Below are 22,320 nucleotides of genomic sequence, written 5' to 3' on the forward strand. Positions count from 1 at the left end.
TCGTGCTAACCGTTAGGTTCATCTGGAGCAAGGATTCGAGTTGCCAGTCGGAGCGTCAAGGCCAAGTCGCTTGGTTGCAACGAGGCGAAGGACATCCGTACCGACTCCGATTGGGAAGGCAGCTTTTCCGTGTGCGGCGGCGACAGGAATGATCCCATCGGTGTACATCGAGGAACCTGTCCGGTCGATGACATCAAGGATCGCCGGCAACGTGGGGTAGCTCTCTGGCTCGCTGAGCCCACCGTTGGTGTCGTAGGGAGATCCGGTTGGTGGCATGACAGTAGGTACCACGACCCGGCCGTCCAGCGTTCGGTAGATGAACTTCCGTCCCCAGTACGTTTCCTTCCCATATCCAAGGGCATTGGAAGTGTTGGTAACGCGGCCAATGATGTCGGTGTCACATAAGAGGAGATCGCCGGGAGCAAGGACATCGTGTCGAGCGAGCTGGCGGGCGTAGTCGACCATGGCGCCAGTCTTCTCCAGCCCACAGATGTACGGAGCACTGCCGGGTGAAGTCTTGGCCATCTCCTGGAAGTACTCAAGCGCCCAGCCACGTAGTTTTGCTGGAGGCCCGTGCATCGCGAGTGGACCGTCGACGATGAAGAGTGTTTGCGGCAGGATCTCTCGGCGAGACTGTGCCCAAAGCAGCGTCGCGAGTCCCACCAATACCAGAAGCTCCACCACAGACATCAGCCGACCGAGAGCGGACTGGTTTGTTCCCTCTTCCCCCACCTCCTCGTGGATGCGCAGCACATCGGTCGGGTACAGGTGCCGACCGCACCCGTCACACTCGATCCCAGCGGTAGGGACGGGGACATCCTCTTTGCAATTTGGTGTCGGGCAGTTGACCGGCACTCGCGCCGCTGGATCTCCTGGCTTTCCGTGAAGCAAGAACAGCAGGTCGAGGAGAGTCTGATTTAGTCGGTTCACCTCGATCTTCTTCAGTCGAAAAAGCTGGTCGATTGCCTCACGCCACGATGTGGCGATGTCCACGCCCTCACGTGTGTAGGCACCTGCGACAGGCAGATCCAGGGTGACGAGCGCGGAGTTCACCGCCCGGTTGATCTCGTAGGGATCCACAAAGCGCTCGGCTTTCTGGGTCTCCATAATCCGCAGGTCGACGTACGCGGCAGCGGCTTGGGTGAATCCGTAGTACACGGACGGGAGACCATCCCTGATCTGCTCGACAACGTACGATCCATCGACTGCGATCGCCGCCGTGAGCTTGATCTCTGACGACGGAGAGGCGAAATTCGTTCGTGGTCGGATCCGCTTCGTCACCGTGTCAAGGTCACGGAGCGTCTCCGCAGGGACGTGGAACGTGCGCTGGTCGGCGATTGCACGGACCGCCGCCGTGGAATGGCTCAGCCGCGAAGCGATCTCGTGGGTACCTACGATGGTCTCATACGGCATCAGAAGAGCACCCCTGTAGACAGCGGCATATCGCCCGCGGCCGCGCGCGCCTGGTTGACGAGCTCGGTGTCGTATCGATCGATCTGAACCGGAACAATGTAGGGCGAGGAGAGCGTCTTGAGGCGTACGTAGCCCCGATCCTCGGCGGAAAGGATCGCGTCAGCGAACGACCCAAAGTCGTAGAACTGCCCGAGCTCGCGCAGTTCCTTGGTGTTGTTGAGGTGGGCTACGACCCAGTTGGCGGTGTTGGCCTTGACCTGGTGGGCCACGCCTGAAACCTCCTGCGTGGCATACGTCATACCGAGGTTGAGTTTGCTCGCTTCCTTCGCGAGCTTGACCCACACATCTGCGTCGTCCTTGTAGCGGTCACTCGCGAATAGATTGTGCGCTTCCTCGAGCATCACCTGGATTGGTGGCGGCTTGATGTTGGAGCCCGAGGTGAATATCTCTGTTTGTTTCGCAAGAATGCGGCGAACAATGTTCTCGCTCAAAACGCGGGTGATAACCGGAGTGCCGACATGAAGGTCCACGATGACGATGCGGCCCTGGACGAGCTCGGTATGGATCTCCTCCGCCGGGTCGCGCTGAGTGTCTGGGTTGTGAAAGTCCTTGAGCTCGATCAGGTTACGCCAACCGCGGACACGGCCCGTTGATCCCGATGTCGCGCCGGTGTAGATGGGCTCCGTTGACTGCCAGCGGATGTCGTCGCAGAACTCGTCGGCTTTCGTATTTCCGGCTTCTCGCAGGGTGATGATGGCGTCGATCACCGGTCGGATGTTGTCGGTCCTGATGCTCCAGTTTTTTCCAGCGGGCTTGAAGGGATCATGCCCGACGCGACCGGTGACGTCAGCACGCAGGTCCTTATCCATGCTGATGACGGCAGAGTACGGGAAGTTGGTTCCAGCGTTGAACTTCGGTGACGGGAAGGCGGCGCGGAGCAGGCATCCATAAAGTAACAGTCGCCCGCGCTGAGCACGTGCAGTTTGTGAGTAGTCGTTTTTGACATCGCCGAACTGAGTTGAAGCGAAGTCTTTGACGTACCCGGAGGATCCATCGGACCGGAGCTTGTCGGCGATAAGACCTTGTACAGCGTCGATCTGCGCGGGGTCGAAGAAGTTGATGCCGAGCGGACGGACATGGGCGTGAGCATTGTCAGCGCCGAACTTGAAGATGCGGACGTGTTGTTCCCCGATCGCGGCGATCTCGGTGCCGTCCTGGGAGTTCGGATTTGCGTACTCACCTTGTGGGTCGAAGATGACTTGGCCGATGGGGGCCTCGCCGGCGGCGCGGCGGTTCTCGGACACCATGAACGTTCGCGCGATGATGGTCTTCGCCGTGTTCGATTTACCCATGCGGGTCATGCCAAGGAGGGCGGTCTTATTCCCGATGAAATCGTGGATGTTGACCTCGACCGCGGCATCCGCCTGCTTCGAAGCCTTTGCACGCCTTCTGGTTGCAGAGTACCGAACAGCACCGACTCGGACCCGTTTAACATCACGACCGGTCGGCTTGAGGTAGGAGGCAATCGTTGATAGCCCCTCGCCTACAGGCTTGAGGACTCGGTAGGTCGAGGTGGCATAGAAGTTATCTACGTCTGCACCGAACTCCAGGACCTTCTGCCCGTCGACGTCGTCCTCGTAGAAGGTGCCCAGAATCTTGCATCTCAGGCCGGTGAAGGAGACTCGGTTACGAGTGAACGGATCCATCTCGACATCAAGGATTGCAGAGGGCGACGGATCTTGTTTGCTGGACAACGCCGTACGGAGAGACTCTTCGCGGACCGCATGGAGGTCAGCCTCCATGCTGAGCCGGGCGGTACCTTCGACTCGAAGTAGTAGCACCTCGTCGTCATCGACCTGCGGCGTGTTGATGTCCTGGGCAGTCGCGAGGAGATAGGAAAACTGCGGGATGCCGCCCGCATTGAACTTCCAGCGGTCGTGGGTCAGCACGATCGCCTCGCTGTAGTCGAGGCGGTAAATGGCCCCAATTCTGATTGATCGATCATCAGCCAGCAACTGGGACTGTAGAAGTGAGCCAGCGCCAACGCCAGGGATCAGCTCGGTCATGTGTCCTCACGGAACGGGGTGAACGGTGACGATAATGAGAGTGCCATAGCTCACCGACAGCGAGGAGGGGAATCGACTGCGGTGGTCATGCTCGCCAACTCCGACTGCCGTTCTGCTGGGCTGTCTTTCGACTGTATTGCCCGACATGCCGTGCGTCTGTACGAGAGTGCCAACCATGCAGCGCTGGACGGTAGCGCGAGCATCCGGGCAATGGGTCAAGTCCAAGCGGGTGGTGTTTCGGGTTGGTTGTCGCGTGATCCTCTGTTCGGTCAGGCGGTGAGTGCGGTTGGTGTGGTCTTCTCGTGTTCGTTGGGGTCGGATTCGGTTGCGAGGCAACGTGAGCAGGCTAGGACGTCGAGTCCGAGGTAGCGGCGTTCTCGATCCATTCGTCGTGTTGATCGGCGAGTACTGCCCGACGACGCGGATGGTGGCGCCGCGGTCGGGGAAGATGCCCGCGAGGTCGGTGCGGCGGTGGGTCTCTCTATTCAGCCCTTCATGGTGGGGTCGATGCCGGGATGTGTTGTCCCGGTTTGTTTCTCGTGGCGACCCTCCGAATTCAGCGTGTCATTCCTGAGCACCGGCTCTCCACGAATCAGCGGGCTATGCTGCTGCGGTCTCGTTGGGTGGGGATTCGTGCGTCTCGGTAGCGATAGCGGCTGACCACGTCTGTCCGGCGTAGAACAGCGCCGCGCTCCCGTCAGTGGGCCTCCAGTCGGGAAAGTACTGCTGTCGTAGCCTTCTCACGGAGGTCTTCGGGTGGCGTTTGCGTGTCCATGTCCGGACCCGCCGCCACGTGAAGGCGGTCAGGTAGTCGAACGTGGCCGACGATGCCACATGCCAGAAGTAGGTGCACCATCCCCGGATCATCGGATTGAGTTTGCGCAACAGGTTGGCCAGGCTTCGGGCCTGGTTCTTGCGGGTGGCGTCACGGACCTTGCCGACGATCGCGGCCAGCACCTTCTTCGACGGAAAGGTATAGACATACCACTTGTTCGAGGTCCTTCGCTTGCTACTGCACTGGATGCGGAACCCCAAGAAGTCGAACCTGTTGTCGACCTGCGAGACCCGAGTCGTGTTCTGCGACAAGCGAAGACCCAGTGGACCGACGCTTCGGCCATCTCACCGTGCAGCGCCTCGGCGTACTCGGCGCTGCCGTTGACCATCACGACGAAATCTGGTCCGGCTCGTCGAATGTCGACCTACTAGCAATATCATTGCCAGCGTTGCCGTCCCAGACCGCGCATGTTCGACTGCTCTGTATCGTCCGCCGGACGCCCACTCTCTTGCCGCTTCTTCCACCCTCGTGAATCTGGGAGACCAGCGCACCTAACTACTGCGCACCAGGCCAGCTACATTCCTTCACCTTCCGCGCCGCTTCTCCTCATGCCTACGCATCTCCTCGTCACCATCATGTCCGCCTCCGTATCCCACCTTTCTCGCAAGCAGACCTCTTGCACCGAGGGGTTGCGATTCGGTAACGACCAGGGAGTTTGCTGGATTTGACACTATTTCGGTGAACAGAACCCCTCGACTTTGTGGCCGCGATAGTGCTTCCTGGAGGTGTGACCGCGACGATCCATAAAGTCGTGGCAGGCAATGGATATCAATATTATCTGCGCAATGTCGCCGCGAACGATGTGTCTTCCCGGGGGCGTTCCAGCCTCGCTGACTACTACTCCGTGCAAGGGGAGGCTCCGGGGCGTTGGCACGGCTCCGGGCTGGCAGCCTTGGGCATCCGACCTGGTGGTGAGGTCGCCGAGGAGCAGATGAAGTCTCTGTTCGGGTTGGGGCGGCATCCGAACGCCCAGGTGATCGAAGACTGCGTCTACGACGAGCAGATCCGCTTGGGCGCGAAGCATAAGGACGCCACCCGAGCCGCGGATAAGGCGAGTCGTTTGGGTATCCCGTTTCGGTTCTCCGCCGAGGTCTCCGAATTTCGGCAACGGTGTACGAAGGCGTTCGAGCAGCATAATAGCGCGTTCGGTTTACCCGCTGGCGATGCTATTTCTGATGTGGATCGGGCACGGATTCGTACCCAGGTCGCGTCCGATATGTTCACCGAAATCTACGACCGGCCACCGATTGATGCCCGGGAACTGTCGGGGTGGGTAGCCAAGAACTCGCGCCCGAACGCCACCGCGGTGGCCGGGTTCGACATCACTTTCTCGGCGGTCAAGTCTGTGTCCGTGCTGTGGGCGGTGGCGCCACACGCGGTATCGGAGCAGATCGAGGCCGCGCACCATGCCGCGATCGAGGACGCGCTGCGGTGGCTCGAGCGGAACGCGATCTTCACCAGGTTGGGCCGCAACGGGATTCGGCAGGTCGACGTCGAAGGGGTAGTCGCGGCCGTCTTTTCGCACCGCGACAGTCGCGCAGGTGATCCGGATCTGCACACTCACGTGTTGATAGCCAACCGCGTGCGCACGCTGGATGGCAAGTGGCGCACCCTCGATGGCACAGCGATCTACCGCGCGTTGGTGACGGTTTCCGAGATCTACAACACCCGCCTCGAGCACCATCTCGAACGGTTGATCGGCGTGGAGTTCGCCGAGCGCCCCGGCCGAGACCCATCGAAGCGCCAGATTCGGGAAATCGTCGGCGTCCCAGCGCAATTGATCACCGCCTGGTCGCGCCGCGATACCGCGATCACCACCCGCCTCGGGCAGCTGGCCGCACAGTTCCAAGCCCAGCACGGGCGCGAACCGGCACCAGGGGAGATGTTCGACCTGGCCGAGCGTGCCACCCTCGAAACCCGCCCCGCCAAACATTCACTGCGCTCACTGGCCGAGCAGCGGAGCACCTGGCACGCTGAGGCCGTGCAACTCCTCGGAGGCCGAGAAGCATTGACACACATGGTCAGCGCGGCGCTGAATCCGCTCCGACCGGCCCGCCCCCAGATCACCCGGCAGTGGATCACCCGAACCGCCGAGCGAGTCATCGAGGTCGTGGCCGAGCACCGCTCGACCTGGCGGACCACCAACCTTCGTGCCGAAATCGAACGCCAACTACGTGGCCGCGTGAGCGGTGGGGACTGGGGACGCGTCGCGGAGGCGGTGTTGGCGGAGACCATCGCCCCGACACACACAGTCGCCCAACAGGATCCGGATCTGATCGACGAACCCGGACTCCGCACGGTCCCGGTTGTCTTGCGGCGTCGCGACGGCACCAGCGTCTACACCTCGGCGGCCCGCCAGCTCTACACCTCGGCGCGCACCCTATCGATCGAGCAACAGCTGATCGAGCTCTCGATCCGACCCGGCGCCCGCCAACTTCCCGCGGAAACCATCGCCGCCGCAGTCCGTGACTACAACGCCGCGCATCCTCATCGGCCGCTCAATCCAGGACAAGTCAGCGTGATCGAAGGCTTCGCCACGTCGAATCTGCAGGTCCGTACGACCAACGCCCCCGCGGGCTCGGGTAAAACCACGGCGATGGCAGTACTCGCCGATGCGTGGACCGCCAGCGGCGGTCAGGTCCTCGGGCTCGCCCCGACCGCGTCCGCGGCAGCAGTGCTGAGTGAATCGATCAACCAACGAGTCGAGACCGTCGACAAGCTTCTCGACGTCCTGAACCGGCACACACCCGCACCGAGCAACCCGAACGCCGACCGCGAATATCCGCCATCACTGCCGCAATGGGTCCTCGATATCGACCCCGACACATTGGTGATCGTCGACGAACACGTCAAAATCGGCAACCTCAAACGTCTTCGCCTCCTGCGATTTCTGGTCGATCGCGGCGCGACGGTCCGCTGCATCGGCGACCCACGCCAACTCGCGGCCATCGAGGCCGGCGGTGCCGATGTCGACATGGACGCCACCGCTCCCGACGCCACGCTGACTCTGACCCACGTCGTCCGGTTCGATTCCAGCGGTGAAGCGGCCGCGAGTTTGCAACTGCGCGAAGGAGACCCGGCTGCGCTGGGCTGGTATCTGGACAACGGCCGCATCCACGGTGGCCACGAAGGCGCTGTGCACGATGACGCGTTCGTCGCGTGGACCGCTGATCATCTCGCTGGCCGCGACACCATCATGCTGGCGGCAACCCACGACGTAGTGACAGAGCTCAACGCGCGTGCACGCGCCGATCGCCTCGCTCGCACCGGCGCTAGCGTTGGCGCTGAGTCCAGGCTGTGCGACGGACTTGCGGCGTCGGCCGGTGACATCATCCGCACCCGCCGCAACAATCCGAAACTGCGCTTAGGCGAGCAGGACTGGGTCCGCAACGGCTACACCTGGACCATCATCGCAGTCCACGACGACGGCAGTCTTACCGCGACCCACCGCAGCACTGGCAGAAACCCGTCCCAAACTGTGCGGCTGCCCGCCGACTACGTCAGCGAGCATGTGCGCTTGGGATATGCGACAACGATCGATTCCGCGCAAGGAATCACCGCCGAAACCTGTCACGTCGCGCTCACCGGCAGCGAATCTCGGCCGCAACTTTATGTCGCGCTCACCCGCGGAATCTTCGCCAACCACGTCTACGTGCCGACCGCGTTGGACGGCTCGGAGAGCTCGTTCTGGTCCGAACCAGCAGCCAATCCGCGCACCGCCGTGGAGGTTCTGGTGCGCGTTCTCGCCCGCGACGGTGCACAAAAGTCCGCGCACACCACGATGCGCGACGCGCTCGATCCGCACCGGCGCATCGGTCGCGCGCTCGATATCTACCTCGACTCGATCGGCGTCGCCGCCGAAAACTCACTCGGCACAGAAGGTCTGGATCGTCTCGACGCCGACGTCGAGACCGTCCGCGCGCACCTCACCGACTGCTCCGCCTACCCCGTCCTGCGCCAGCACCTGGCCATCATCGCGCTGTCGGGACGTGACCCGATCGCCGCGCTACGCACCGCGAAGAACGCACGCGAACTCGACACCGCCGACGACGCAGCCGCCGTGCTCGACTGGCGCCTGGACCCCACCGGCGCCCACTCCACTGGACACGGACCACTGCCGTGGGTCGCCGGAATCCCCGACGGCGTGCGCGCCGAGCACGACAGCACGCAACTCGCCGTCCGCGCCCGCATCGTCACCGACCTCGCGCACCAGATCCTCGCCGACGTCGCAACATGGACGCCAGCGTCGGTTCCGCCGTGGGCACGCCCGCTCTACGGCCTCAATCTCGATGTCGTTCAAGACCTCGCAGTGTGGCGCGCTTCGCTGCATATCGATGACCGAGACCCGCGACCCACCGGGCCGCCGCAGCGCACAGCGCTCGAACGAGAACACCAGAAACTGCTCGACATCCGCGTCACCGAGGCCCTCGGCGACGCCGGTCTCCCGGCTAACAGGTGGGCACATGTGGGGCAAGAGATTGCACCACGGGTCGTCACCGACCCGTGGTGGCCGATCATCGCCGACCGGATCGAGGCCGCGCACCATGCCGGAATCCACATCGAAACCCACCTCGCCCACGCAGCCCACTCCGGGCCGCTACCCGATGAGATGCCAGCCGCTGCACTCTGGTCGCGGCTGGAACTCGACCCGTCGGTCCTGGACATCGAGCACACCAACAGCTCCTTGGTCGAGGCCCGAAGGCTCCGCGACATCGCCGCGAATACAGCGACTGATCTGGTCACCCAGAATCCGTTGATCGTTCTTACCGACGCCCAACTCCGCCAACACATCACAGATCTCGAACTGTGTATCGCCCTGGCAGACAGTGACGAAATCCTCTATGGCCCAGCCGAAATGCGACCTGACGAAAACGGTTTCGCCCAGGAAACTGATGGCCCCGGATGCAACGCCGAGCCATACGAATCCGCCAAGGATGTTGGCGATCGGTCACTCGTCGCCGAATATCAGCAGATCGAGGAACTACGCACCGAACAACGGCGCCGCGCTGCACTCACCGACGCCCAACAAGCAGCCGAGCTACAGCTGCGGGCGTCCTTGAATGCTAAGGAAGACAACGCATTCGAGATCGACCAGGCTTCGGCCGCGCCCCAGCCGGATATCGACTTGGAGCTGTGACCGCGCGTTCTGAAGAGATGCGTCATGTCATCGTTGGACCGGACAGGCACCCTTTGACGAATGCCATCGTTTCGACCAGGGCTCGCTCGTGTCCGTCGGCGGGGAGCGTGTCATGTTCGATGTCCAACCGGTTCAGCACTTTCTTTACATGCAGGTTAGCGAGCGCACGGAACTCGATGTCGGTGTCACGCGCCTTGGATACGCCCAAGGGAAGCCGTGGGTCGAGAACGGTCCGCAGCGTCAGGTCGTAGTTGAAGCAGTGGTTTGCGACCAGGTCTTCGAAGTGCTCGATCCGATGCGGGTCTGCCGATTGGCCGCGGTACTCCAGTGCCGCTTCGTAGTAGGCGAGGGCATCCGGCACGCTGCGATCGATCAGGACGACATCGGCTTTGGTCCATGCTTCGATTTCATTGCTGATGCCGCGGGTGATGATCCACAACGTCGACGCCCAGGTGTGATCAGACAATATCGGCAGCCCGATCTGTTGAGCTTGGAGGCCCAGATCGGCGACCATCTCGACGTCGATCCTGTTGCGGCGCAGTTCATTTGCGAGGCGCTTTATCCACGTTGTCTTGCCGGTCGAATGGGTGCCGGTCAGGGCAATCGTCACCGGCCGTACGACCTCCGGACGGGACGGACTCACCACAGACCGCATTCCGGTTCCGGCTTGGGCACGAACTCCTTCGGCGCCGCAGCGCTCACCAGCCCTGTCCAATCCAAGCCGCTGTCCTCGACGAGCCTGCACAGCAACTGCCATGCGGCCCACGCGTCATAGCCTGCACGGTGGTATCCCTGGTCAGTGACCGTTGAGGTGTCGAGTTGGGCATGCGCGATGAGCTTGTCGAGGCTGTAGCTGGGCAGACCTGGCCACACCACTTTCGTCAGGCGCAAGGTGTCCAAGACCATCGGCGGACTCCAGTACGGCAAGTGCGAGGCGAGTACGCGCTGTTCGACTCCCGCGTTATGGGCGACGAGCGTTCGCCCGGCCAAGGCCGCGTTGATATCTTGCGCGATCTCGCTCCACGCCGGACAGGTCTCGACGTCGGAGTTCGTGATGCCGTGCACTTTTCGGGTCACGATCGATGTGATCGGTTGCTGCGGCTTGATCAGCCACGAGCGCATGTCGTCGATGCTGGCGGCCTCACCAGAGATGGTCAAGATGGCGATCTCGATGATTTCCGGCGGTGTCTGGCCATTGCCTTCGACGTCGACGACGACGACGTCTTTGCCGCGCAGCGTGTTCGGAATCGAGCTCACAGCGTCTCCTTGATAGTGGGCCAGCCCAGGTCGGCGCGGCCGTGCCGGTTGCGGTGATGTGGTTTGTTCACGTCGTGCACCTGGTAGCCCAGGCTGTGTTGCATCAGGTATCGCGGCTGCTCGCTCAGGTCGGCGACCACGACCGCGCGGTCATTGATCTCGACCAAGCTGCCGCCGAGTTGCTCGGCGAGCGCGGCGACTCGGGCGGCGTCGGGGCGTACCCAGGCTTTCGCGCAGCGGTTGATCTGCGCGACCGGGCAGATGTCGCACAGTTCGCGGATACCGTAGTGGCCGTTGTAATCGGCGACACCATGGGCGTAGGTCACCGCGCAACTCGTCTTGCGGAACAGTGGCGAACCAGTTCCGTATTCGGCTGCCGCGGCGAGGATGCGGGTTTCGAGATCTTCAGGGAACACCTTCCGTCGCGCACCCTCCAGGTATGGCTCGGGAAGGCCATGCGCTTGGTAGTAGTCGCGGATCTGGTCCTTGTAGAACAGGCCGGTGAACACCGTCGCATGCGCGTGGTGGCTGAGCTCGAACGCTCGCTGGAAGTGTTCATCGGTGTCGTTGAGCACCGGGACTATCGGCCGCCAGTACAAGATGACGCGGTACCGCTTCGCGTGCGCGAAGGCGGTACGTAGTGAGGCGGCGGCAATGTTCGAGTCGACCGGCTCGATGCGGTCGTCGTCGATTCCGGAATGCGTAACCAACACGGTGAGTCGAATGTTGTTGAAGCTGTTGAGGATCGCGCAATCTTCGGGCTCGATACGCCACCGGGTGATGACCAGAACGTGGTTGGTCAACCTCCGTTGGTCGAGTAGGCGCAGCATCTCGAAGGTGTGCGGCTTGACCGGCGGCAGCATCGGGTCGGTTGCCCGGTTCAAAAGCTGAATAGGAGTGAGATGCGGCTGAAAGTAAGGATGCTCGAACAGCATCGTGGCCGCATCCGTATCGGTCATCAGCGCGCGGGGCACCTTCATCTGAAAATTGTCGAACACGTGCCGGATGCAGTAACCACAGTCGAGCGGGCAACCAACGATGTGGTTCACGCTCAGACCGGATTTGCGGTACTCGATCACCTCCAGCAGCTCGGGACGCAATGTGTTCCGCTGCGCGGTAGTGATGATCGGCACCCGTCGACTTGCGAGTTGCACGGGCGCGAACTTCTCCTGATCGGCCATTTCGGCCACCTTTCAAATCGGGGATATATCCGTCCGAGGTGCGCGGAGCGCTGAATCCGGTTGTGCTGCCCGCCGCTGTGCGGCGAGCGCTCGGTTGATCCCGCGCATTTTGTGGCTGCGCGTGACGCTGCAAAGGCCAACCAACAGCGCATACGTCATCGCAACTCCTGGCCGACTACGCGGCTGGAGCGCCAACGGCCAGGGTTCTGGGCGACCAGGTCGCTCCAGCGACACGCCAATTCGGCCGCCCGTACCCAGGCCGCATGGACGGCGAAGGCCGCTACGTCGTCGGCGGTCATCAGGCAGTACTCGGCTGCGACGTATGCGGCCGCGACTTCATCAACAACTGCCCCGACCGACTGTGTCGGCGAACTGCCGTGACGTGTGGTGGTGACATGCGTTTCGGTCCAGCCGTCCACGAGACCGACAATCTGCGCTCGGCGACAGTCGATTTCGGGTGCCCGCTTCGGAGTGAGATGCCGGGCACGATGCAGATTCGCGAAGTCGCCGGCCCAGCGGGTGACGAGATGGTCACCCGGTGACCGGCCGAGCTCGCCGCGAAACGCCGCTGCGAGCTGATGCCAATCGGGCAACAGGTGTCGATCCGGGCTGGTCTCGACAACTGTCGCGTCGCGTTGCGCTTGATCGGCCACCACATCGGGCGTGCTCGTGACGATCACGACGGTCTCCAATCGGCCGGACTGGCAGCAGCGGGCGGTACCCGGCACCGGGGGCTCTCGCCACTGGCCCTACTCGTTGAGTGCCGGTGCGCCGCAAGGGGTTACGACGTCGGCGTGGTACCGGGTACCGCCTTCGACTTTCGTCCAGAAGCAGTTCCGGCCGTAACCGCGCACCGGTGGGGTAGTGTGGGCGTAGCGTAGGTATTTCCCCAGGTCATGCCCTAGAAATTAGGTGTACGCCATGCTACGAGCGCGACAGTGGACCGGTTTCGAGGCTGCTGCTCTGCAAGAGGCGATGCGCCGCTCGATCCGTGAGTTCGCGGCTGAACTCGGCGTCGAAACCACCACGATCAACAACTGGCGCACCGGGCTGGGTTCAGTAACGCCGCGCTCGGCTACCCAAGCGATTCTCGATACGACCTACCAGCACCGAGCCACATCCGAAGACCGAGCCCGCTTCGAGCAAATCGTCGCGGAGGGGGAGGTTGCCTGGAGGGAGCGGCACCGCCCCTTGTCGCAGTCGGCGATCACCAGTGTGCACACAAGCGACGTCGATGTGCCGCCGTCCCCGGCCGACCGGGGGACTACGGAAGAGCTCATCTCGGTACTGGCTCGCGTCGAGAGACTGAGTCGCTCGATCGACCCGGAGATCATTCGGCAGCTGCAAACGAGCACGCTCCTGAGCATCGCTCAGTACGAAACGATTGATCCGGCCGCGCTCGTTCCGGCGCTGAGGAAGCAACGCGACTGGCTCGACGAACTCGTTTGCGAGTGCGGCAATCCACATCAACGCCACCAACTCTTCGAGACTGCGAGTGCCACATCTGGCTTGCTCGGATACATCGCAGTGGGCACTGGCAACTTTTCAACCGCTAGAGCCTATTGCCTCGAGTCGTACCACCTCGGCGATCACGCCCAGGACGGCAACCTCATGGCATGGGCGCGCGGCATGCAGAGCTTCTGCGAATACTATGCCGGGCAATTTGTTCAGGCGCTTTCCTACGCCGAGGACGGCTTGACACACGCTGCGGCGGGGCCGCAAAGCGTGCGCCTAGCCATCAACGGTGTCGCACGCGCCAGGGGCAAGCTCGGAGACGCAGAAGGTGTCCATCGGGCCGTCGACGAGGCGTACATGATGCTGTCGCGAGACGGCGCGCCGACCGGGGTGCCGTCGAGCATTTCGCTGGACAGCTACAGTGCGGCCCAGGTCGCGGGCAATGCAGCCACCGCATACCTGTCCTTGGGGATGCCGGATCGGGTCGAAGAGTATGTGCAGCAGGCACTCCCGGAGATGAATGAATCGAACTCCCCATGGGGGCGTTCACTGGTCCTAATCGACTGGGCACGTTCACATGTCGTATCTCCGGTCGGTGATTTGGACGCAGCCACGCACATTATGCTCGACGCCCTCGACCCGCCCCGAGGTAACCTTATGACGCAAGTTCGACGGCGAGGTTCGGAGTTTGTTCGTGATGCTGTTGCACGATGGGGGACAACCGCACAGCTTCAGGCAATCCGGGACAGGCTGGTAAGCGTGAACAGTTCTAACCAGCATGAGTAGCTCAGTACTTCGCCCACGCGACGGCCGAATCGGGCCATTGGGCTACTACTGGCTCCTCACCTTCGAACACGCCGTGGAGCTGCACGCTCTGGTGAAAGGTTGTCAGCAGTCGATAGACCCAACCTACTTCGACCTGACCACCGCCGATGGACTCCATCTCACACTGGATCGGATCGCGCACGATGGCGAGGCATCGCACGATCTGCTCGACTCGATCGGCGCGGCAGCCCGAGACGCTTGTCGACGGCAGCCATCGTTCACCCTCACGATCGGGCATCTCACCAATCTTCGTGGGGCGATTGGTTTCATCGCCTCGCCGCATGAGATGGTGCATGCCCTCCGCGACAGGCTCAGGGCAGCAACACGTTCCATCTACCCGGATGCTCCGGTGAAAGGTTCCGCATCGAATCCCCATGTGACAGTTGCCTATCCCGTATTCGAGGGCCTGGCCGAGAAGGCTGCCGCGACAGCGGAGAAGGCCGGTTCAACGCTCGAGCGGGTGGATGTGACTGTCACGGAAGTGGTGATGGTTGCGCTCGAACGTCATTCGCGTTCCTATCAGTGGGATGTGGTCTCTCGGATCCGGCTGAGCGGCTAATGGCTCTGTCCGTCATCTGTGGCGGCGCTTGTCCACGAATCTTGACGGCGCCGTCAATCTGCGGACGTGTCGTTCACGAACGCCGACGGCACCGCCTGGCGGCTCTGGCGAATGCGCGCCCAGCGGCATTATCGTGCCTTGTTGGACCGACCTGACGGTTGCAGCTGGGCTGGTTCCGCGCGGCGCGGTGGCGATCGAAAAGGAGGCTGCGCAGGTCTCTGCTGTCCTGTAGAACCGATTTCATGTCAGCAATGGATGATGAGCTCGCCTACCTGCGTCGGGTCGAGCTGCTTGCTCACGCAGTGTGCGACAGTGCGTTGGATGAGGGGTGGCTCAGTTATGCACCTGATTCGGAGGATGCGACCCCATTGCAGCGCGCAACCAACGAGCTTGCTCGCAATCTGCGGCACGTCCACTTCGAAGGCGACGGGTGTCTGTCCGACTGAGCTGATTCCCCCAGTCTGCGCCCGAAACTCGGCATGAGCGCGCACCGCGACGGCCCCGAGATACCCTGGGGCCGTTGATCTTCAGATAGGTCGCGGTGGTCGCCGCGGACCGCGCGGGATGCCGCAGATTAGTGCGTTGGGGCGCGACGCCCTGGTCCAGCGCCGGGCCGTCTGCGCTAGCCTCCCTCGATCTCCCTCGCATGCACCTTCTCGGCCGCAGCGAGGAGCGTTTCCCGGCCGTACTTCTCCGCCTTGTCGGGCTTGCACGGGTTGTAGGGCAGTTGGCCGCCGTATTCCACACGCAGCGCCGCGAGCGATCGAAGATATTCGTCGTCAGGTTTTTCGGCGAGCTTCGCGTCGAGGACCGCACCCAGCTCCTGGGACTTGTCGGGGCTGATGCTGAACCCCGACGACTCGACCATCGGGTATCCCTCTGGTGTGGCGATGCCGCTCCATTCCAGCACCACCGACTCTGCGGCGAGGACGTCGCAGGCGTGATCGAACAGGCGTCTGGCCAGCTTTCTTCCGCGTCGCGACGGAACGGTGTACAGCACGCGGTCCTTTACTCGCAGCGGATCATCCGGGCTGATCTGGAGCACGACGAACACCGACACCGCGTTACCCTGCTCGTCCACGGAGACCCACGGTGTCGATCTTTGGATTCCGGAGCTCGGTGGCCGGTACGACCCACAGAATCCGTCGCACAACATGCTCATGAGCATGCTCGGCGGGATGAGTGAGTCCGAGCGTCAGCACGTTCAGAAGCGCACACGAGCTGCCATGGACGGCGCACACCCCGCACCAGAACCGTCACCGCTCAGGCGATGGATGGCAGGCCAGCGCAGTACGGGCCATCCTGGAGAACCCGCGCTACACCGGGTATGCCTTCTTCGGTCGCTGGACCAAGTACGAGGAACTGCTCGACCGCGACGATGTCGCGGCCGGGAAGGTCGTGAGATTCCGCAAGTCGAGCAACGACCGAGTGGTCCGCTCCCGTCGACCGGCCCATCCCGCGATCATCAGCGTCGACACCTACACGCAGGTGCAACTCGCGCGCAGGGCCCGGGGCGGTGGCGGTCTGCAGCAACGCGCCAAACTTGAGCGAACAAGAGTGACCGCCAGCCACCTGTATCTGTTCCGCAGTCGAATCCGGTGCGCAGACTGCGATCGCAAGATGGAAGGCGGAACGAAAGACAACTCCAGCGTCAGCTCGTTCGTCAGCGACTCACCGCCGCGGAGACGAAGTTGCGCAGATACCAGGCTGCGATCGAAGCCGGAGTCGACGTGCAAGCACTGATCGAACCGATGAACCAGGCTCAGGCTGAACGAGCGATAGCCCAAGCGGAGCTGGACACGATCCCAACCGTCAGAAGGTTCACTGCCGGTGAACTCGACAAGCTCATCGACTCACTAGGCGACATCAGAGCAGTGCTGACAGCTGGCGCCCCTGAAGATCAAGCGACCCTCTACGAGGCCCTGCACCTGGAAATAAAATACCGGCACCGCCAACAGCTTGCTGTGGTCAGTGCCGGTATTCCGGTGGTTAACACGTGTGTCCGGAGGGGGACTTGAACCCCCACGCCCGATAAAGGGCACTAGCACCTCAAGCTAGCGCGTCTGCCATTCCGCCACCCGGACCGGTGGTGCTCAGCAAGGTTATCGGATGTGTCGGCGTTGACCAAATCGCGGCCTCACCGGGTGTTTCGGGGTGTGTCGTGACCGGGCTTGGCCCCACCCCGATGGGGGTGGGGTGGGGGCGGGGGCCCGAGGGTCAGCGGAGTTCCTCGATGGTGCGTTCGAAGGCGGCCTTGCCGTTGCCGTCGGCGATCTGGCGGTCGAGGAGGTTCTTGATGGGGGCGATGAACTCGGGGGAGACGGCGGCGTCCCGGTTGGCGCGGACGATGGCGTCGATGGCGGACTTGTGGAAGTCGAGGTCCTGGAGGACGTCGGTGGTGTAGGTGCCCGCGTCGATGACGCCGGCGTAGGCCGGGATCAGCTGGGCCATCGCGGTGACCCAGGCCACCGCTCGGGGCGCGAAGTCGCTGGCGGAGACGCCGGACTTGCTGAGCAGCGCCGCGCCCTGGAAGAAGCCGCCGAACATGGCGTACATGTTGGTCAGCAGGGCGAAGTCGTAGGTCGAGGCCAGGCCCGCGTCGGCGCCGAAATAGTCTGCGGCGGCAGCCAATTCGAGTATTTCGCGGCTGTCCTCGAAGACCTGCTGCGATCCGCTGTAGAGGATCGACGCACCCGGCTGGCCGATCATGGGCGGTACCGCCATGATGCCGCCGTCGAGGTAGTCGATGCCGTGACCGGCCGCCCAGGCGGCCAGTTCGCGGGATTCCTCGGGGGAGGTGGTGGTGAGGTTGATCAGTCGGCGATCGGTGAGCTCGGCGGCCACCGGATCGAGGGTTTGGTGCACCGAGGCGTGATCGAGCAGGACCGCGACGATCACCTCGCTCGCCAGCACCGCCTCGCGCACCGTCGCCGCACCGGTGGCACCGGCCGCGACCAGATCGGCGTCCTTGCCCGGCGTCCGGTTCCAGACGGTGGTCGGCCGGTCGCCCTTGACGAAAGCCGTGGCCAGCGCCTGGCCCATTGCGCCGAGTCCGAGGACGGTCACCGTGGTGTTCTTGCTATCCGCCATTGCGGGTCAACTCCTTGACGTGGTTTCCGGTGGTGTTCAGCGCGCTGGAACCAAGGTTGCTCTTTGCCCGCACCTGCGACAAGTACCTACTATTTGGTCGGGTACTTACTGGATGGTGTGTGAACAGGTAGCGAGGTCGGGCGATGGGCGAAAAGAGATCCGGACCATACTTCTGCGGCATCGACGCGGCCATGGACGTCGTCGGCGGCAAGTGGAAGTCGCTGATCCTGTGGGAGCTGGCCGAGTTCGGCGTCCGCCGTTTCGGCGAGCTGCGCCGTGGGCTGCCCGGTGTGTCGGAGAAGATGCTCATCCAGCAGCTGCGTGAGTTGGAGGAGGACGGCATCGTCAGCCGCGAGATCTACCGGGAGGTCCCACCCCGTGTGGAGTACCGGCTGACGGATCAGGGTGTGGCGCTGAACAAGGCACTCGAGCCGCTCGGCGCCTGGGGTAAGGATCGCATCGAGCGCATCGGCGCGGACCGCGTACATCTGTCCGCGTAGCCGAGTCGCGGAGGTCGTTCACAGGAAGCGTCTACGGCGCGCGTCGCGGAGGAAGCTCGTCGACTCGTCCCAGGTCGGGGTGGTTGCCCATGCGGCATCGAGTCTGCCCGCGTCGTGCAACCGCTGATATCGCTGAATTGTGTTGCCGAGCCCGGCATGCGCGATTTCCGTCAGCAGCTCCGGCAGCGCCCGAAGGCGCGGCACGGTCGGGTACAGGATCGCGAGCACCCGCTGGTCGGCGCTGAACTCGGCGAAATCTTGCTGCGTGCGAACGTCGCCGCCGTCGGCGTGCGGATCGGGGACGCTCGACAGTACGGCCTTGATCGCCGGCCAGCCGACAGCCGTGACGAAGGCCTTTGTGAGTGCGAAATGCGCACTCTCGCTGTCGATCCGGCGGCACACCCAGTCAGGGTGATCGGCGAACAGTCGCCGACGGCGCCGCCCACGGGTGTACCTGGACCGCACGATTCCGGCGCAGAACCTGACCCATCCGCGAGCTTCCTCGAGCAGTCGGACGGCGCGGAGATCGGCGGTGTTCGGATCGCTCGAGACCGCGCGGATCGCCGACGTCAAGTATTCGTCGCTGATGTCGAACTGTCGGTGTTTGGCCGCGGCGACAGCCAAATGTGCCTGGATCACCGCGGCAGCGACCGGCGTTGTCATCGCATCTATTGCCGCGGACCACGGCGCGATATCGATGGGCCCCCGCTTGATCGGTGTGCTGTAGTCCGTCAACTTCTCGAGGCTCCGGCCCAGCATTGTGACATTGCCGAGCGGGTAGTTCACCGTCTCCGCGCACTGGACCGTCACCGCTTCGGAAGCCGCTGCGACAGCGCGGGTATGGTCGCCGGCGGTGTCGCTGAACTCCGCCAGATGCTGCAAAGCTTTGACGAGATCGTATCTTTCGGACGTGCCGGTTTCCGCGATGCTCCGCCAGAGATCGACCGCTTCCTGCATGACGGTGATCGCCGCGGCCTCGGCACCCATCTCCGAGTGCTGATCGGCCAGCCGCGACAGCGCCTCGGCAAGCGCTTTGGCATGCCGATCGGGATCTACGGCGGCGAGCGGCCGGAACAGCGCGACCGCGTCGAGACGTTCGGTGAGGACTCGCTGATTGCTCTCCCGCTGGTGCCGTTCGTGCTCTTGCTCGCGCTGTTCGAATTCCTCGTGCAGGGCGTGCTCACGAGCGAGCTTTTGGTCGGGCCAGGACTCGCGAGGCGCCAAGCGGTCCTGGAGCTCCGCGTGGCGGAACTGATAGACCGTCCCAGCGGTGCGTAACAGCCCGAGCCGATGAGCGTCGTCGAGGAACGTCATGGTGCGGCGGGGTAGTTCGCCGCGCATCGCGAGAATGCCTGTCGACACCCGGAATCCGATCCATGCCGGTTCGCTGAAAAGGCCGACCGCGAGGCCGATGATCGCCGCCAGCAAGCAGGTGATCGCGAGCACGGCAAGTGCGAAGAGATCCCATCGCCAGAGGCTGAGCACGTAGAGCGGCGGGCGTCCGGTCGCGATGATGCCCCAGATATCGAGTGCCAAGCCGCCGGGCAGTCCGATCAGCAGTATTCCGTAGACGATCATCGACAGTGTGCGGCTACGCGAATCCTTGAAAGTCGAAGCGGGTGTCCGTGATCTGCTGCTCAGCCGTGTCTCGCATGCCGCGCAGGAACATTCGCCCGACGGCCATAGCCACTGATAGAGGCCGCTGAGCAGCGCGATACCGAACGCACCCGGCACACCGAGGATCAGCCCATAGACCGCCTTCGCGCGGGAGTCGCCGACTGGTATCCCGATAGCGAGCCCGAAGAGCGGACCCAATATGAGTCCGCCGATGGAGTTGAGCGCCAACTGGTCTCGCGTGAAGAGGCGCGCCGCCATATGCGCACCGAAGCCGCGATATCGAGCCCCGATCGGTTCTTTCGGTCGTCTGACGCGCCAGCTGAGCGCGGCCGGATACGCGGCGATGATGGAGGCGAGCAAAAGCCCGTCGGGGTGGTGGATTCCGAGCCACACCAGTCCGCCGACCGTGAGGGCTCCGGCGATGAACATCGCCGACCACAGTCGGCGTGATACGGCGCGGGGGTCGTGCACGAACTTGGGCGTATAGGGTCTGCGGAGCTGCCACCAGCGCAGGTCCCGCACGCCGTGCAGTTCCTGCGACAGATAGGTCAGCCACTTCTTGGCGGCGGCGGGATCCCACTGCCGCCGTGGCCGGAGCAGGTCGGCGGGATCGGCGCCGGATGGCCCGCGCGCCTTGATCACCGCGGGAATCAGTTCGTCGAGTAGCTCGGCTTTGATCGCGGTCGAATCCGGCAGCCGAGCGCGGTCGAGCAGCGATGCGGGATCGTTCGACGCCTCGCGATCATCGTGGTAGACGGTACGCAGCAGCCACAGGCCCAATGGCGTGGCGCACGCCTGAGCGAGTGGCCCATCCTGGTGGGCGGCGATGTCGGTGAGGATCGGCTCCCATTGCCCCCGTGCGCTTTTCGCGATGCTGGAGCGCAGATAGTCGACCACCTCGGGCGAGGTGAGCGGCTGTGCCTCGATGACGGCGGCGCCGGTGAGCGCCGTGGCGCGCTGCACCAGGGTGCGGTAATCGCCGACTCGGCAGGTGACGATCAGCGGATCATGCCCGATCAGATGCTTGTCGAGCGCTTCGAGTACTTTCGCCTGAGTGGTCTCTTCGATCTCGTCGAGTCCGTCGAGTATCGGCAGGATCAGCCTGTTGTCGACGAGTCCGCGCATGATCTGCGCCCCGTACCGGCGCGCCAGGTTGGGAAAGCCGCTACCGAGCGAGGCGACGAGCCAGTCCCGGAATTCCGGAAAGGTATCGATATCCCAACTGCCGGCCGTCAGCCAGATGGGCACCGGTTCGTCCGGGTCGGGCGCGAGCAACAGCGCCTGCGACAAGAGCTGAGCCAGAACGGTTTTCCCGGATCCTGGCTGGCCGACGATGACCAATCGCCTGCGCGGCAACGCGAGGAACTGGGTCATCAGCTGGTCGACTTCGTCGCTGCGCACGTCGAGACTGTGTGGCACGGTGTCGCCGAAGACGTTTCCGGAATGATCGGACACATCGCCCTCGGCCAATTTCCACCGCACCGGCATGGGGCGCGGGCGGGCCAACCCCAGGACGGCCACTTCCTGGTTGCATCTGATCAGTGTCTGCTCGCGAATCTCGAGCATCGCGGCCCTGCGCTCCGGCGTGCGCGCCCACTGCGGCACCGGGTCGCGCGCGACCGATTCCCGTCCGGTCTCGGCGTCGACCATGGCCAGCTGCTGGATGCCGCGCAGTCCGAGTGCGCGTGCGACGGAATCGCCGCCGGTCCCGGTGAACAGCTCGCTGATCGGGCGTACGACGATGGCGTCGCCCTGCCACGGTTTGTGCAGCACCACGACACCGATGGCCAAGCTGCCGTGGAACAGTAGTGCGCCGGACAGCCCGGCCCACGGCGATGGCCGATTCCCGCTGGGCGGCTCGCGTGGATGTTCGGCCTCCCATTCCGGTGGCAGGGCAACGGTCCTGGTCTCCGGATCGCGGAGCTGCCAGAGGCCGGTGTTGACGCCGTCCGAGGTCCGGATGTCACCGCGCACCGTCCCGGAGCAGCGGTCCGCGGATTCGCGCTGCCACAGCGGGAATCCGACGGCCGCGCAGCCCGTCAGTACCTCGCCGAACGTGATGTCGGTCCGTCCGAATCGAACGGGGGCGAGCACCGCGGCCCAATCGCAGTCGGCGGGGAGGGTGAGCACCGCGAGATCGAGGCTCGGGCTCGCCGCGCCGCGGATCGCGCGCACCGTTGCTCCGTCGGTCAGCCGCGCGACGGTCACCTTCGACGGTTCGGCGTTCGATTCACGATCGACGGTGCAGTGCCATGCGGTGAGTACCAGGCCCGGCGCCACCACGAATCCGGAACCGATCTGTGTACGCCCACGGTCGAAGTGCGCGAACACGGCGACGACCCGGTCGTTGCGAATGCGCGTCTGCGGCACTTCGCGCCTCCTCCC

Annotated in this window: 17 protein-coding genes, 1 tRNA gene and 1 pseudogene; 7 read left to right on the forward strand and 12 right to left on the reverse strand. The window is 63.6% G+C overall.

All coding sequences use genetic code 11. The features are described from left to right. Positions 1-18: 18 nt before the first annotated feature. The 4 genes and pseudogenes from ACIG5A_RS05060 to ACIG5A_RS05075 form a co-directional block, all read right to left on the reverse strand. Positions 19-1,413, reverse strand: a complete 1,395-nt coding sequence (locus tag ACIG5A_RS05060; protein WP_397237851.1) for a hypothetical protein — start codon at positions 1,411-1,413, stop codon at positions 19-21. Next, positions 1,413-3,479, reverse strand: coding sequence for a helicase HerA domain-containing protein (locus tag ACIG5A_RS05065; protein ID WP_397237853.1), 2,067 nt, complete (start codon positions 3,477-3,479; stop codon positions 1,413-1,415). Before ACIG5A_RS05065 ends, ACIG5A_RS05060 begins: the two co-directional genes overlap by 1 nt. 269 nt (positions 3,480-3,748) lie before the next feature. Continuing rightward, positions 3,749-3,974 (reverse strand): annotated as a pseudogene (locus ACIG5A_RS05070) (transposase); the annotation flags it as partial. A gap of 105 nt (positions 3,975-4,079) precedes the next feature. After that, positions 4,080-4,514 carry a group II intron maturase-specific domain-containing protein gene (locus ACIG5A_RS05075; protein ID WP_397237855.1) on the reverse strand — a complete coding sequence of 145 codons (435 nt, stop codon included), beginning with the start codon at positions 4,512-4,514 and terminating at the stop codon, positions 4,080-4,082. Between the two features lie 551 nt (positions 4,515-5,065). Here ACIG5A_RS05075 and mobF point away from each other — a divergent pair. Further along, positions 5,066-9,451, forward strand: coding sequence for a MobF family relaxase (mobF, locus tag ACIG5A_RS05080; RefSeq protein WP_397237857.1), 4,386 nt, complete (start codon positions 5,066-5,068; stop codon positions 9,449-9,451). A gap of 22 nt (positions 9,452-9,473) precedes the next feature. Here mobF and ACIG5A_RS05085 read toward each other — a convergent pair whose 3' ends face one another. The 4 genes from ACIG5A_RS05085 to ACIG5A_RS05100 all read right to left on the reverse strand — a co-directional run bounded on the left by ACIG5A_RS05085 (position 9,474) and on the right by ACIG5A_RS05100 (position 12,569). Further along, positions 9,474-10,061: an AAA family ATPase gene (locus tag ACIG5A_RS05085; RefSeq protein ID WP_397237859.1), complete on the reverse strand. Its 588-nt coding sequence runs from the start codon at positions 10,059-10,061 to the stop codon at positions 9,474-9,476. A 29-nt stretch (positions 10,062-10,090) separates the two neighbouring features. Beyond that, positions 10,091-10,708 (reverse strand): exonuclease domain-containing protein, encoded by a 618-nt coding sequence (locus ACIG5A_RS05090; RefSeq protein ID WP_397237861.1) that lies wholly within the window; start codon positions 10,706-10,708, stop codon positions 10,091-10,093. Further along, positions 10,705-11,889: a radical SAM protein gene (locus ACIG5A_RS05095; RefSeq protein WP_397237863.1), complete on the reverse strand. Its 1,185-nt coding sequence runs from the start codon at positions 11,887-11,889 to the stop codon at positions 10,705-10,707. The genes ACIG5A_RS05090 and ACIG5A_RS05095 overlap by 4 nt, the downstream gene beginning before the upstream one ends. Before the next feature lie 155 nt (positions 11,890-12,044). Then, the gene (locus ACIG5A_RS05100) at positions 12,045-12,569 is read right to left on the reverse strand and encodes a hypothetical protein (protein WP_397237865.1); all 525 of its coding nucleotides are present in this window, start codon (positions 12,567-12,569) and stop codon (positions 12,045-12,047) included. Between the two features lie 241 nt (positions 12,570-12,810). Here ACIG5A_RS05100 and ACIG5A_RS05105 point away from each other — a divergent pair, with 241 nt between their 5' ends. From ACIG5A_RS05105 to ACIG5A_RS05115, 3 genes are all read left to right on the forward strand, one after another. Then, the gene (locus ACIG5A_RS05105) at positions 12,811-14,130 is read left to right on the forward strand and encodes a hypothetical protein (RefSeq protein ID WP_397237867.1); all 1,320 of its coding nucleotides are present in this window, start codon (positions 12,811-12,813) and stop codon (positions 14,128-14,130) included. Between the two features lie 37 nt (positions 14,131-14,167). Next, complete coding sequence (locus tag ACIG5A_RS05110; protein WP_397237869.1) at positions 14,168-14,728, forward strand: 2'-5' RNA ligase family protein; 561 nt, start codon at positions 14,168-14,170, stop codon at positions 14,726-14,728. A gap of 251 nt (positions 14,729-14,979) precedes the next feature. Next, the gene (locus ACIG5A_RS05115) at positions 14,980-15,174 is read left to right on the forward strand and encodes a hypothetical protein (protein ID WP_397237871.1); all 195 of its coding nucleotides are present in this window, start codon (positions 14,980-14,982) and stop codon (positions 15,172-15,174) included. Between the two features lie 176 nt (positions 15,175-15,350). Here ACIG5A_RS05115 and ACIG5A_RS05120 read toward each other — a convergent pair whose 3' ends face one another. Next, positions 15,351-15,809 carry a hypothetical protein gene (locus ACIG5A_RS05120; RefSeq protein ID WP_397237873.1) on the reverse strand — a complete coding sequence of 153 codons (459 nt, stop codon included), beginning with the start codon at positions 15,807-15,809 and terminating at the stop codon, positions 15,351-15,353. A 101-nt stretch (positions 15,810-15,910) separates the two neighbouring features. Here ACIG5A_RS05120 and ACIG5A_RS05125 point away from each other — a divergent pair, with 101 nt between their 5' ends. Beyond that, the gene (locus ACIG5A_RS05125) at positions 15,911-16,471 is read left to right on the forward strand and encodes a recombinase family protein (RefSeq protein ID WP_397237875.1); all 561 of its coding nucleotides are present in this window, start codon (positions 15,911-15,913) and stop codon (positions 16,469-16,471) included. After that, positions 16,459-16,746, forward strand: a complete 288-nt coding sequence (locus ACIG5A_RS05130) for a hypothetical protein (protein ID WP_397237877.1) — start codon at positions 16,459-16,461, stop codon at positions 16,744-16,746. The genes ACIG5A_RS05125 and ACIG5A_RS05130 overlap by 13 nt, the downstream gene beginning before the upstream one ends. Here ACIG5A_RS05130 and ACIG5A_RS05135 read toward each other — a convergent pair. Together ACIG5A_RS05135 and ACIG5A_RS05140 are read right to left on the reverse strand one after the other, a co-directional pair. After that, positions 16,728-16,812 (reverse strand) — tRNA-Leu (locus ACIG5A_RS05135). The genes ACIG5A_RS05130 and ACIG5A_RS05135 overlap by 19 nt on opposite strands. 133 nt (positions 16,813-16,945) lie before the next feature. After that, complete coding sequence (locus ACIG5A_RS05140) at positions 16,946-17,818, reverse strand: NAD(P)-dependent oxidoreductase (protein ID WP_397237879.1); 873 nt, start codon at positions 17,816-17,818, stop codon at positions 16,946-16,948. 143 nt (positions 17,819-17,961) lie between these two features. On the opposite strand from ACIG5A_RS05140, the gene ACIG5A_RS05145 reads away from it, so the two are divergent. Continuing rightward, on the forward strand, positions 17,962-18,318 hold the full coding sequence (locus ACIG5A_RS05145) for a winged helix-turn-helix transcriptional regulator (protein WP_397237881.1): 357 nt from the start codon (positions 17,962-17,964) through the stop codon (positions 18,316-18,318). 18 nt (positions 18,319-18,336) lie between these two features. Here ACIG5A_RS05145 and ACIG5A_RS05150 read toward each other — a convergent pair whose 3' ends face one another. Next, positions 18,337-22,305, reverse strand: a complete 3,969-nt coding sequence (locus tag ACIG5A_RS05150; protein ID WP_397237883.1) for a trypsin-like peptidase domain-containing protein — start codon at positions 22,303-22,305, stop codon at positions 18,337-18,339. Positions 22,306-22,320: the final 15 nt, after the last annotated feature.

The sequence above is a fragment of the Nocardia sp. NPDC052566 genome (assembly GCF_044547285.1).
Taxonomy (GTDB): Bacteria; Actinomycetota; Actinomycetes; order Mycobacteriales; family Mycobacteriaceae; genus Nocardia.